Origin of the sequence: Larkinella terrae, from assembly GCF_009668025.1 — a bacterium.
GTDB classification, from domain to species: domain Bacteria; phylum Bacteroidota; class Bacteroidia; order Cytophagales; family Spirosomataceae; genus Larkinella; species Larkinella terrae.
Genome location: NZ_WJXZ01000009.1, coordinates 162,164 through 174,059 on the forward strand (window position 1 = coordinate 162,164; position 11,896 = coordinate 174,059).

Consider the following 11,896-nt stretch of genomic DNA (forward strand, 5'->3'; position numbering starts at 1 on the left):
GGGGTTTAAAATGATCGTTTTGCAGTTTCAACGGATTCCGGCGACGGTATGGCCGCCGTCCGTTCGTTGATATTCCACGATTGTAATTCACTAATGATCTTGTAATCAGTCAGATCCAACTGGCATGGAACGAGCGCGGTGCAGTTTTGCGACAGGGCAAACTCGTCGGTATCCTGGCCGGTATCATCGTTGACAAATTTGCCCGACATCCAGAAATAACTGCGTCCGTACGGATCTTTGCGCTGATCAAACTCTTCCTGCCAGCGGGCATCTGCCTGCCGGCAAATCCGGATTTCCTGCAGAGGCAGGTCCGTTTTCGACGGAAAATTTACGTTAAAAGCCACGCCTTTCGGAATTCCGTGTTCGAGCGCGTGTCCGGCAATTTTCAGAATATGATCGTGGGTGTGGGAAAAATCAGGATCGTGGGCGTAATCGCACAGCGAAAAACCAATCGCCGGAATGCCTTCGATGGCCGCTTCAATGGCCGCCGACATCGTTCCCGAATACAGGACGCTGATCGACGTATTGCTGCCGTGGTTGATGCCACTGACAACCAGATCCGGATTGCGGTCTTTCAAAACAAAATGTTTCGCCAGCTTGACACAGTCGGCGGGCGTGCCGGAGCATTCGTAGGCCGAAAGTCCCGGAAAAAGATCGACTTTATTTAAGCGCAGGGGCGAAGCAATGGTGATGGCGTGGCCCATGCCCGATTGCGGACTGTTGGGCGCAACCACCACAACCTCACCCAGTTGCTGCATGAGTTCAACTAATGTACGGATACCTTTGGCAGTGATGCCATCATCATTGGTGACAAGAATCAGCGGTTTTTGTTCCGACATGGTAATTCGGTTTGTGTGTTTACTGGATTTCAAAGGTAATCAATTAATGAAATGGGTACGTGTAAAACGAGGAAAGATGCGGTTGAGTGTGGTCGGTAAAACCTTTACCTTTGGGAGTATAATTGCAAAAAAACATGCCGCTCGAGTACAAAACCGCTACCGTTTCCGACATCGATTCAATTATTGCCCTGCAGGAACAAATCTGGGAACCGACCTACCGCGCCATTCTGGATCAGGAACAGATCAACTACATGTTTCAGACAATTTATTCGAAAGAAGCCCTGCTGGAACAGATGTTGAATCAGCATCACACGTTTATCCTGGCGTATTCGGACCGCCAACTGATCGGTTTTGCTTCGTACTCGAAAAATTCGTCGGCCGAAGACCGGTTTAAATTACATAAAATCTACGTACTGCCCTCGGAACAGGGAAAAGGCACCGGGCGGTTTTTGCTCGATGAAGTTATCCGGCAATGCATGGCGGCTGGCGGCAAACGCCTGTATCTCAACGTAAACCGCTACAATAAAGCCCGGCAATTTTACGAACGGCTGGGCTTTCGGGTGGTCCGGGAGGAAGATATTCCGATCGGACCGTACTGGATGAATGATTTCGTGCTCGAAAAGGAATTAGTGACTCATGGATGATTGCTGGCTCCGGTAACCCAACAGGGGCGAGTAGCCGCGGGTTTCCTTCGCGTAATAACCGGTTCCGTCGTAATGCCGCAATTCCGGGTCGGTTTTACACGCGTCGGCGCAGGTTCCCTGGTGCGCGTTTCCGCAGTTTTCGCAGAGCGTCACATGGTTGTTGCAGGCCGGGCTGGCGCAGTTGATCATCCGGTCGGTAGGCGTACCGCAGCGGTAACAACTTGAAATAACCACCGGATTTATCTGGTTGACATCCACGGCCACGCGGTTATCGAAGACGTAGCATTTGCCGTCGAAATCTTCCCCACCTTCTTCAATCCCGTATTTAATGATCCCACCGTGAAGCTGGTAGACGTTTTCAAAACCCTGCTTCAGCAGGTACGCACTAGCTTTTTCGCACTTGATGCCGCCCGTGCAATACGTGATGATCTTTTTGTTTTTCAGGTGCCTGATTTCGTCCATGTGGTCCGGTAATTCCCGGAGGTTTTCCATATCGAACGTAATCGCACCTTTAAACTTGCCGACGGAATGCTCGTAATTGGACCGCATGTCAATCAACACTACGTCCTCATCGTCTTTCATCCGCTTGAACTCCTCGGGCTCAAGGTGAATACCGGTTTGAACGAGCGGATCGACCGGCAGATCAGAATTGACGATTTCGTCTTTCAGGCGCACATTCAACTTCTGAAACGCGTGAGAGTCGTATTCTTCGACTTTGAATTCCAGACTTTCAAAGCGCGGATCGGCTTTGACAATCCGCATATATTCGTCGCAGTCGGCGGGCAAACCCGAAACCGTACCGTTCAATCCTTCGGGGGCAATGATGATCCGACCGAGCAAATTCAGTTCAATGCACAACCGGTGGTGTTCATCGCGAAACTGCGCGGGGTTTTCAATAGTTGTATAGCAGTAATATAGTAAAACGCGATAGGGCTTCATATTTCAATCAATTCCTGTCATCGGTAACACACAAAGATACAAAAAGTATCCCTGACGAACACATTTGGCGTAATGCTGACTTTAAAACCGCTGCTATGCACATTGCGATAACCGGAAATATTGGTGCCGGAAAGACCACACTAGCCACCTTGCTGGCTGCCCATTACGGTTGGGAAGTTCTGAAAGAAGCCGTTGAGGGCAATCCTTACCTGGAAGATTTTTACGCGGACATGCACCGCTGGTCGTTCAATTTGCAGATTTATTTTCTGAACAGCCGCTTCGAACAAATGCTGACGATCAACGCCGGAAACCGGTCGGTGGTACAGGACCGAACTATTTACGAAGATGCCTTCATTTTTGCCCGCAACCTGTTCGAAAGCGGTTTGATGAGTCCGCGCGATTACCAGACCTACCGCAAGGTGTTCGAAAACATGCTGGAGCTGGTTCGTCCGCCGGATCTGATGATTTACCTGCGCGCCGGAATTCCGAGACTTCAGGAACGAATCCGATTACGGGGTCGGGCTTACGAAAAAAGCATCAGCCAGGAATACCTTGAAAACCTCAACCGCTATTACGAAGCCTTTACGGCCGACTATTCCGCCGGAAAACTGCTGGAAATCGACGTCAACACGATGGATTACGTCAACAACCCGGCGGATTTGGTGTCGGTTATCAAGAAAGTTGACCAGGTTTTGAGGTGAAGTGGTTTTAAGGCAGCGTCCTGCTTATTCGATATTGTCAAGCCGTTGACTGATCTCACCATCTTCAATTATTTCCTGATCTGATTTGTCGTAAATGGAAAGAAGATAGATTTTTTCCGAAGTAATGCGAACATGAGTGATTACACGGGCTCCGCCGGATTTTCCACGACCTTTACTGGCTATAGAAATTCTGATTTTGTAACAGCTTTTGCCTAACGATTCACCGCTTTGCGGGTTTATTTGCAGTTGTTCGAAAAGTTTGAGAAGATCGTTTTTGAGCGAAGGATATTTTTTGGCTAAAGCCTTAGCTTCCCGAATGTAGGGATGCGTCGGAATGATTTCATAATTCATCGAGAAACTGTTCCAGCGTCGGTAATTTCAGTTTCCCTTGTTCATGCAGAACAGATTGACGATACCCTTCTTCAATATCATTCAATATATCGGCTTTTTGTTTTTCCGCCGGTTTTTCAAGACTGATGTTGGCACCAACTTTTTTTGCCAAATTTTCAAAAGCAGCTAGGTGCTCCGAATTCGTCTCAATATGAAGATTTATCGTTGCCATGCAATTTTCATCCGCAGTTTTAAATTAAAAAATATCATGAATTAAGTATACAGTCAAACTTGTACATACTAATATAGCAACTTTAATCTTTAAGTAAGTATACGTTACTATTTTTAAACCTGAAAATGGCCTGGACCTAATTTATTTATAAATCGTCGCATCCATCTCATTTTCGTCAAAAGGGTGCATCAGTTCCGTAATTTCGGCCTTCGTCAGGTTCGGATCGATCCAGCGTCGTTCTTCCTGATGGCTGAGTATCAACGGCATTCGCTTCTTGGTGTTGTGAATGTATTCCATGAGCGGATTGGCGCTGGTCGTGATAATCGAAAAGGAAGGCTGGCCTTTCCAGACCGAATATATACCGCCTAAGGCAAACGGTTTTCCATCTTTCAACTGAATAAAATACGGTATTTTGTCTTTATTCTCGTGCCGCCATTCGTAAAAACCGTTGATCAGCAAGAGGCAACGTTTGGATACAATGCTGTCTTTAAATGACGGTTTTTCGAAAATCGTATCTTCTCGGGCGTTCAGCGTCGAATTTGATAGTTCAGCCGCTCTGTCTTCTTTCGCCCAGGCCGGGATTAATCCCCATTTAAAAAGCTGAATTTTGCCCGGGTCATCCTGCGTAATGACGGGCAGCTTCGGATGAACAAAACCGGAAATTTTACCTCCAGGCACGTATTCACCTGAACTGTCATCGGTATCAGCTTTGAATTGTTTAGCCAGTTCGCCCAGCTTGGATGAGACAAGAATGGAATAGCACATCTCGGTTCAAATTTGAATGGAAATATTGGCCGGAAAGAGTCTGGTGATGTGGTTTTTACCGGCAAACTGTACAAAATAATAACCGAAAAAAGCCTGATTAAGTTACCCGGAAATGCTTTTCAGAAACTTTATTTTGCCCCAAACCGCTTGATTTCGACGGCACGGGTCGAGGCATCGATCGTTAAGTCAAGCTCGGGATGCTGACCGCTCTGGCTGAGCTTAAATGGTACCGTTTGCACCACGGTCTGGCCCAACCGCGCGTAATCGTGAACCCGGAGCGTGTAATCACCCGGCGGCATGTGGAAAACAAAACCACCGTCGGGGAGGGGAGCCGTCGATAAAACCGCCTGATCGTTCCGCAAGACTTCCAGCGTAAACCGGCTGAATTCGATAGGTTTATGATCGTAATTTTTAGTCTGGGCGTGCAACTGACCCTTAACGCGGAACGTGCGCTGCAACGGAATCATACGGTTTACTGTTCGACCCACCGTGAGCTTTTCCGTGTATTGCACCGGTTCGCCAACCTGGTTGACGCTCACCGCCGAAACCGTGTACGTGCTGGGAGGCAAATTTCGGTAAACGATGGTTCCTTTCGAATTGGTTAACAGGGAGTTATTGTTAACGCTGACTAGGAGACTGTCCATCCAACGTTCGTTGGAATCCCGGATTCCGTTGGCATTGGCGTCTTCGAAAAAACTGAGCCGCATTTGTCCGCGACGGTTTAATTTCAACTGGCTGAACTGCTTGGTAACTTCCAGCCGGTATTGACTGTAAGCCAGATCGGCCTGTTGGCTGTAGGGCGTAGCATTGCCGACGGCGCGCACCCACAAATCCGGTGTAATGTCAAACCGTACCCGCCCTACGGCCAGGCAACGGGTGCCGGTCGAAAGGGCATCGTAGAGGTAATTCAAGCCAACGGAGCCCATCAGCCGATGATTAAAGAGCGAGAAATCGACCATTGGCGTTACCGAAGCCACCATCGACCGATTGGGTTGATCGGTTCGCAAATCGCTCAAATAATACGCCCCTTTTTGCCAATACCCGTATAAATTAAATGCCCCCAGAGTCCAGGAAGACAGTACCCGGTGGCTCAGGAGTGTCGGGCGGTTTGAAGTGGGCGTCCGGTCGTGAAAGGTGCCGACATCATAACTTACATCAACATGTTGACGGGGGCCATACTGATAGGAAATAGAGGTCGATATACGGTAGGAGTCAGCGCGTTGGCTGAACGGATTTGTAAAATCGATTTGAGAATACCAGAAAGGACGAAGGCCAACGGTAAAATACTTTAATTGCCGCTTCAGACTGATTTCGGCAATGGAGTTGCCAAATATCCGCCGAAAGCGTTCCGATGGCGACGCATACCAGATCTGATCGTAGCGAATGTGGTTCAACCGGGCCGCCAGCGTCGTTTCTTCCGAGGGCTGCCAGATGAGTTGGCTTTGCAGGAGCGTAGCACCTTTTTGCAATCCGGCGTAATTTGGACTGCTGACGTAGGATCGAATCAGCCAGTTCAATTCGGTCGAATGATAGGCGTAATTAACTTGCCCGGCCCAGCCCAGGGTGCGCGCCCGATCGGCGGCATGACGTGAGAACTCCACGCTTTGCCCTCCAAGAAGTTCAAGCGAATGCCGTTTGGACTGGTGCCACTGCAACGAACCAAAATTCAGGAAACCGGCCCGCATCGTTGCTGATTGCGTGTAATAACTGCTGCTTACCGACCACAAACTGCCCGGACTGTTCGCAATTGCCTGGTCATACCGGAATGAAACCATATTTCCGGACCAGGTATTGGCGAGAGGGTTCAGCCAGTTCGGATTGGTGTTGACGGCCCAGAACGTCCACTGGTGATCGGGGCGGATGAGATTTACTTTCAACCCCCGGCCCAGCAGCGGCATTTCGTGGTAATCGTACATACTGCCCAGCCTGACCAGTGTCCGGTCGTTCTGAATCGAAATATGGGAGTTTTGCAACTGGCGAAAATTGTCGGAAACGTAATCGAGGTAATGAATCTGGAAATCGATCTGCGACTTGCCCAGCGAATCCCGACCCCAGATTCGGCCTTCGCGCGCCCACTGGTTGTTGCTTAACTTGGTCACGGCGGCACTTACCCCGTAACCGTCCGTCGAATTAATGTTCTGGCCAGCGTATCGTTTAGTCGCCGTTGCCATCGCCATTCGGTAGACTATATTGCCCAGAACCGAGCCCGTTGAATCCCGGACGGTCACGATAAATTCGTACGGCGTGCGCGTCGACCAATAGCGCAGCGGAGGAACCCGCAGCGTTACGCTCGTATCCTGGCGGGGGGATAAAGCGACGAGGATCGGAAAACCGCTGCGATCGATTCCGTCGGGAAGCGAAGCAACTTCAATCGCTACTTTTTGGCGCCGAGAACGGTGATTGACCAGCCGAAGCGGGAGTTGCGCGACCTGATCGCCGGAATAAAGCAGGATAGTTTCGTCGGGCGTATACAGCGACAGACTAGACTGGGCGGTTTCTTCCACTTCAACCAGGAAAGAAGTTCGGAGTAGCGGTTGCCCGTTGTCGGAATCGACCCGGATCGTGATTCGGTTTAGCAGCGAATCCGGCTGGGAATTGATAAATCCCTTCAACGGAATCATCGTTATTTCGCCCGGATTCAACGTCAGATTTTCCGGAATTTTTGATACTAACTCAATGGCAGGTTCCGATAAAACTGCTACCCGAATCGACTGAATCCGGGTACTGCCATTGGAAATTGTCAGACGATTTGTATAAGTAGTTCCAATTCGTGTTTTGATCGATTCACGCCAGATTTCGGCCTTTAAAATCTGCCCGCACGCGGTACTTGCGTACAGGTTATAAAGACTTAAAAAGAATATAATCTGGATCAATTTTTTCATACAAATGCCACAATACTAACTAATTAGTAACTGGTGGATGGAAAGTGAAGCTTGCAATTTTAAATCCAGAACCGGAAAATGTTAGTTAAAGGAAACTGGAAAAATACTTATACGTAATACCTGAGCAGTTCTACTGAATATTTTTATTTATCAGACATAAATGGTCTGATAATTGTACGGCATATTCCTGATTATATAATCAATAATCAGTTAACCGTAACATGTATGAAAACAATTTTCAAAAACCTCCTCACAATTGGGGTACTGGCCATGATTGTGTCAGTATTCAGTGCATCATCCGCCCGCGCACAGGGCAGCAGCGTCAATGTGACGTTGAACGTAACTCTAGTCGACGTATTGGCAATGACGGTCAACGACAACACGACCACCCTGACTTTTGCCACGGCCGATGATTACAAAAATGGATTAAACGTTTCGAAGGCGAATCAATTGACCATTACCAGCAATAAACCGTATGATCTGAAAGTAAAATCCGGAACGGACCTGGTGAATGCTTCTACGTCGGCCAGCATCCCGGTCAGTAACGTAACGGTGCAGGTCGAAAATGCTTCCGGAATGGGAACCACGCCGGCCCTGGCACTGTCGAGCAGCGACCAGATTATTGCCAATAATGCGCCGGCAGCGATTCTGAAAAGCGTCGGGATGAAGTATTCGACGACTGCCGGAAATACCGCTTTTCTTTCGGCGGGAGGGACTTACAGCGCAACTTTGCTTTACTCGATTGCGGCCCATTAATCCAGCATGAACAGGCACATCCTTTACCGAATGAGTTGGGGAAGCAGGTGGGCCACCGGACTTTTCCTGTGTCTGATGTGGATGGCTTCACCATCTACTCAGGCGCAGGTGGGTTTTCAGGTTTCACCGGCTAAACTTTATTTTCAGCAAAAAGGGAATGCGGTTCAAACCGCCCGCATGCACCTGACCAACCCAACCAACACGCGTCTGGAATTACAGGCAACCTGCGCCGACTGGCGTCGCGATTCGACAGGTTCCAAAGTATACTACGCGCCGGGAACGTTGCCGGGTTCGTGTTGCGCCCTGCTGAAAATTACCCCAAGTGTGATTGAACTGGAACCGGGAGAGGAAAAAGACGTCCTGGTTTCGATTTCGGCCGAACCTAAACCGGCATACGGCAAAATCCGCAATGCGATGATTTTCCTCACGCAGTCGAACGAACAGGAACTGGCGCGGGCCAAAAGCAGCGCCCCCCAGTTGTTGATCAAAATGCAGATTGGGGTACACGTCTATTTAACTCCTGAAGGAAATTCGACGCCGGACATTGACATTACCAGCATGGACGTCAGTAAACCCGCGCAACAGTATCAGGTAAAAGTGCAGGTTCAAAACAAAGGAGAAGCCCTGGTGGAAAGCCAGTTACGGATGGAATACCTGAATCTGGAAACGATGGAGGAAGTCAAGGCTGAACCGATTGCCGTCAATACGATGCCCCAGGATAAATTCAAAGTGGTGGCCGAAGTGCCCCGGAATTTGTCGGCCGGAAAATACCTCATTGTGGCGGTTTTGGACAGCGGACCCAGCCAGGCGCTGAAAGTGGCTGAACTGGAAACGGTTTTAAAATGAAAGCGATTGGCGGCCTTTTTCTGTTTGTCAGTCTGTTGATCAGCAGCGGCAAATTACTGGCCGAAACCGGTCCCACGGGCAAGCCAACAACGGCTCCGGCCTTTCTGGGTCTTACATTGCTGGGAAATCCGTCCCTGAGTTTCAGCACGGTCAGTCATTACCAGAACGGCGTTTCGGTGGATCACGCTACCGTGAACCTCTCTGTTGCGCTGGGAGTAGCCTGGTCGCTTCAGATTCGCGCGCTGGATGATTTGCGATACCAGTCCAATTCCATTCCGGTTTCGTCGATTGGCGTGCAGTCGATCAACCTGGCGACCCGGCCTGAAATTTTTCTGAGTACCACCAACCAAACCCTGTCAACGGGTTTGGCGGCCGCCCTGTTTAGTCGGGATGTGACCATCCGGTACCGCGCGGTGGGCGGGACGCCCTTCCTGAAGCCCGGCGGAACTTACACCACGACACTGGTCATCTCGTATACCGCGCTGTAAGTTTTTCTAAAACGAAAAAGCCGCTAAATCAATGATTTAGCGGCTTTTAGTTCGTGTCCACGGAGGGATTCGAACCCTCACACCTTGCGGAACCACCCCCTCAAGATGGCGTGTCTACCAATTTCACCACATGGACAGGTAAACTTCTTATTTTGTGGATGCAAAAGTAGAGATTGACTCTTAAAAAATCAAGCCCGGCTACGAATATCCCGGTTTTTTGTCTTTAACTCTTGTCCCTTCACTTCTTTACTCTCGTGTAAAATCTAAATCCTGCTCTTCCAGCAGCACCACCAATGCGTCGATGGCCGCCTTGATGTTGTTCCGGACGTCCAGAATCGAAGCTTCCATCATGTAACAGGGCGCCGTAATAATTTTATTTTCCCGATCAATGGAAATTTCCCGGACGGTTTTCATTTCAGCATGGTGGCCCAGCGAATTGATTCCGGCGGCAATCCCGCTGATTTCGTACGGACTTTCTTCCAGATCAGAACCCACCGTGAGGGTGGCGGAAATACCGCTACCTTCCAGCGCTTTGGCAATGGTGGTGGGGCTCATGCACAGTCCGACAATCGGCTTTTTCAAGGCAACCAGGTCGCGAATAAATTGTCTGACGGGCTCCAAAATTGCTCCGTTCGGACCTTCGAAGGCCCATTTGGTGATATTCTTGGCTGTACCAAAACCGCCCGGCATCACCAGCGCATCCAGTTCGTCGGCGGTCAGCGTCGCCAGGTTACGGATTTTACCCCGCGCAATGCGGGCCGATTCGACCAGGACGTTGCGGGTTTCGGGCATTTCTTCGCCGGTCAGGTGGTTGACTGCGTGGTATTGATTCACATCCGGGGCAATACAGATCGTCTCGGCACCCACTTCCGCCAGGGCCAGCAACGTCAGAACGGCTTCGTGAATTTCGGTTCCGTCGTAGACGCCGTTTCCGTGTAATAAGACTCCGATTTTCATACGTCAGAGGATCAATCAGGTGGTTTTTTCGGGGAAATTAAGCCAAAAAGTTGTAACTTCAACCTTTCGTTTTAACCTTCGTTCAACGGAAAGGTTTTCGCATTTGAAGCAATCAAACTGAAAATTAACACACACATATGGCAATGGAAATAACCGGTAAACTGGTCAAAGTTTTACCCGAACAAACCGGCCAGGGACGCAACGGAACCTGGACGAAACAACAATTTGTGATTGAAACCATCGACCAGTTTCCCAAACAAGTATGCCTGATGGCCTGGGGCGACAAAGCCGCAGATCTGGCCCAATATGTGCCGGGCGATACGGTAAAATGCGCAATTAGCATTGAATCAAGGGAATACAACGATCGCTGGTACACCGATGTGCGGGCCTGGCGTATTGAATCGGCCGACGGAGCCGAGCCGCAACCGGCGGCCGCGCCCGCTCCCCGGCGTTCGGAACCGCGCGCAACGGACCGGCCACTTACCACTTTTGAAGAGGAAGACAACGGGCTGCCGTTTTAATCGTTACATCCCGGTTGTAGGCGGTTTCGACACGCGACAATCCACCTACAACCGGGCAAATAATTTCTCCATACTTTCGTCAATCTGCTTCTGAAGTTTCTCCGGTTTTTTCGGAATAATGCCCTCCACAATTCCCCGCCAGACCATTTCATTCCGCTTCGGATCGACCAGGTGTATATCAATCGTTCCCTGCCGGTATTTGCCCACTTCCACTTCCCGCGTCCGCCAGGTGTAGCGCCGTTGGCCGATGTAGTTCGGCGGATCGCTGCGGATGTCCGTTTGCCGGGTTTGCGTCTTTTCGTCGACGGCAATCCCAATGTTCAGCATGAGGTCCGGTTGAGCATCGACCCGGCGCAATCCCCGGCGATTCATCTGTTGTTCGATGGCGGTTTTTAACGCATCCACCTGCGACCGGTAAAAACCGCTTTGGGGAATGTCGCCCGTCGATTCTATATCAGCGAAGGCAAACGTCCGGTAATTGGTCAGCGCAAAGTTGTCGGCGGGTTCGGTTTTCACGACGCGAACCGAGCTACATGACGCGATACTAATCAGAAAGCATATAAAAATGAATTGAAGGATACTTTTCATGGGCGTGGCAGTTGGTAACCAAAAGAGTAAACGGAACTGCCCGTAAAAAGTTGGCCACGGCGCGGTTTGGTGAGGGACCAATAAAAATCCCGCCCCTGGGAAAGGATGCGGGTTTGAAAACCGTTGTCAGTTAGAAATACTGACCTGAATTTTGGTGATCCGGCTGGGATTCGAACCCAGGACCCATACATTAAAAGTGTATTGCTCTACCAGCTGAGCTACCAGATCGATTAGCAATTATCAGTGAATCAGGCTTGATTGAAATCGTGGCGACTGAAGACTTGGCACTGAAAATCGTGGACTTATTTTTGGTGATCCGGCTGGGATTCGAACCCAGGACCCATACATTAAAAGTGTATTGCTCTACCAGCTGAGCTACCAGATCGGGAAAAGGAGAAGACGAAAAGA

General features: G+C 49.7%; 14 protein-coding genes and 3 tRNA genes. 6 read left to right on the top strand and 11 right to left on the bottom strand.

Annotated features, from left to right (window positions below):
* Positions 1-5 precede the first annotated feature (5 nt).
* Positions 6-839: a 5'/3'-nucleotidase SurE gene (surE, locus tag GJJ30_RS15215; protein WP_154176027.1), complete on the bottom strand. Its 834-nt coding sequence runs from the start codon at positions 837-839 to the stop codon at positions 6-8.
* A 134-nt stretch (positions 840-973) separates the two neighbouring features.
* Here surE and GJJ30_RS15220 point away from each other — a divergent pair, with 134 nt between their 5' ends.
* On the top strand, positions 974-1,483 hold the full coding sequence (locus GJJ30_RS15220) for a GNAT family N-acetyltransferase (protein WP_154176028.1): 510 nt from the start codon (positions 974-976) through the stop codon (positions 1,481-1,483).
* Here the strand turns inward: GJJ30_RS15220 and trhO are convergent.
* Positions 1,466-2,422 carry an oxygen-dependent tRNA uridine(34) hydroxylase TrhO gene (gene trhO, locus GJJ30_RS15225; protein WP_154176029.1) on the bottom strand — a complete coding sequence of 319 codons (957 nt, stop codon included), beginning with the start codon at positions 2,420-2,422 and terminating at the stop codon, positions 1,466-1,468. The two genes, GJJ30_RS15220 and trhO, sit on opposite strands and share 18 nt — an antisense overlap.
* A 95-nt stretch (positions 2,423-2,517) precedes the next feature.
* Between trhO and GJJ30_RS15230 the strand changes: the two genes are divergently transcribed.
* On the top strand, positions 2,518-3,123 hold the full coding sequence (locus GJJ30_RS15230; RefSeq protein WP_154176030.1) for a deoxynucleoside kinase: 606 nt from the start codon (positions 2,518-2,520) through the stop codon (positions 3,121-3,123).
* Positions 3,124-3,147: 24 nt separating this feature from the next.
* On the opposite strand, the gene GJJ30_RS15235 is transcribed toward GJJ30_RS15230, so the two are convergent.
* The 4 genes from GJJ30_RS15235 to GJJ30_RS15250 all read right to left on the bottom strand — a co-directional run bounded on the left by GJJ30_RS15235 (position 3,148) and on the right by GJJ30_RS15250 (position 7,332).
* Entirely contained in the window at positions 3,148-3,474 is a 327-nt protein-coding gene (locus tag GJJ30_RS15235) for a type II toxin-antitoxin system RelE/ParE family toxin (RefSeq protein ID WP_154176031.1), read from the bottom strand.
* Positions 3,464-3,685: a hypothetical protein gene (locus GJJ30_RS15240; RefSeq protein ID WP_154176032.1), complete on the bottom strand. Its 222-nt coding sequence runs from the start codon at positions 3,683-3,685 to the stop codon at positions 3,464-3,466. Before GJJ30_RS15240 ends, GJJ30_RS15235 begins: the two co-directional genes overlap by 11 nt.
* A gap of 141 nt (positions 3,686-3,826) precedes the next feature.
* On the bottom strand, positions 3,827-4,450 hold the full coding sequence (locus GJJ30_RS15245) for an SOS response-associated peptidase (RefSeq protein ID WP_154176033.1): 624 nt from the start codon (positions 4,448-4,450) through the stop codon (positions 3,827-3,829).
* 128 nt (positions 4,451-4,578) lie between these two features.
* Positions 4,579-7,332 (bottom strand): hypothetical protein, encoded by a 2,754-nt coding sequence (locus tag GJJ30_RS15250; protein WP_154176034.1) that lies wholly within the window; start codon positions 7,330-7,332, stop codon positions 4,579-4,581.
* Positions 7,333-7,557: 225 nt separating this feature from the next.
* On the opposite strand from GJJ30_RS15250, the gene GJJ30_RS15255 reads away from it, so the two are divergent.
* Genes GJJ30_RS15255 through GJJ30_RS15265 form a run of 3 tightly spaced genes read left to right on the top strand, consistent with a single transcriptional unit; the run spans position 7,558 to position 9,422 of the window.
* Complete coding sequence (locus GJJ30_RS15255) at positions 7,558-8,088, top strand: hypothetical protein (protein ID WP_154176035.1); 531 nt, start codon at positions 7,558-7,560, stop codon at positions 8,086-8,088.
* A gap of 6 nt (positions 8,089-8,094) precedes the next feature.
* Positions 8,095-8,934, top strand: coding sequence for a fimbrial biogenesis chaperone (locus GJJ30_RS15260; protein ID WP_154176036.1), 840 nt, complete (start codon positions 8,095-8,097; stop codon positions 8,932-8,934).
* The gene (locus tag GJJ30_RS15265) at positions 8,931-9,422 is read left to right on the top strand and encodes a hypothetical protein (protein ID WP_154176037.1); all 492 of its coding nucleotides are present in this window, start codon (positions 8,931-8,933) and stop codon (positions 9,420-9,422) included. Before GJJ30_RS15260 ends, GJJ30_RS15265 begins: the two co-directional genes overlap by 4 nt.
* 54 nt (positions 9,423-9,476) lie before the next feature.
* Here the strand turns inward: GJJ30_RS15265 and GJJ30_RS15270 are convergent.
* Together GJJ30_RS15270 and elbB are read right to left on the bottom strand one after the other, a co-directional pair.
* Positions 9,477-9,558 (bottom strand) — tRNA-Leu (locus GJJ30_RS15270).
* A 110-nt stretch (positions 9,559-9,668) separates the two neighbouring features.
* The gene (gene elbB / locus GJJ30_RS15275) at positions 9,669-10,379 is read right to left on the bottom strand and encodes an isoprenoid biosynthesis glyoxalase ElbB (protein ID WP_154176038.1); all 711 of its coding nucleotides are present in this window, start codon (positions 10,377-10,379) and stop codon (positions 9,669-9,671) included.
* A gap of 137 nt (positions 10,380-10,516) precedes the next feature.
* Between elbB and GJJ30_RS15280 the strand changes: the two genes are divergently transcribed.
* On the top strand, positions 10,517-10,900 hold the full coding sequence (locus GJJ30_RS15280; protein ID WP_154176039.1) for a DUF3127 domain-containing protein: 384 nt from the start codon (positions 10,517-10,519) through the stop codon (positions 10,898-10,900).
* 45 nt (positions 10,901-10,945) lie between these two features.
* Here the strand turns inward: GJJ30_RS15280 and GJJ30_RS15285 are convergent, their stop codons facing one another.
* From GJJ30_RS15285 to GJJ30_RS15295, 3 genes are all read right to left on the bottom strand, one after another.
* Positions 10,946-11,488 carry a DUF4136 domain-containing protein gene (locus GJJ30_RS15285; RefSeq protein ID WP_154176040.1) on the bottom strand — a complete coding sequence of 181 codons (543 nt, stop codon included), beginning with the start codon at positions 11,486-11,488 and terminating at the stop codon, positions 10,946-10,948.
* A 152-nt stretch (positions 11,489-11,640) separates the two neighbouring features.
* Positions 11,641-11,716 (bottom strand) — tRNA-Lys (locus GJJ30_RS15290).
* Between the two features lie 81 nt (positions 11,717-11,797).
* Positions 11,798-11,873: transfer RNA gene (locus tag GJJ30_RS15295), tRNA-Lys, on the bottom strand.
* Positions 11,874-11,896: the final 23 nt, after the last annotated feature.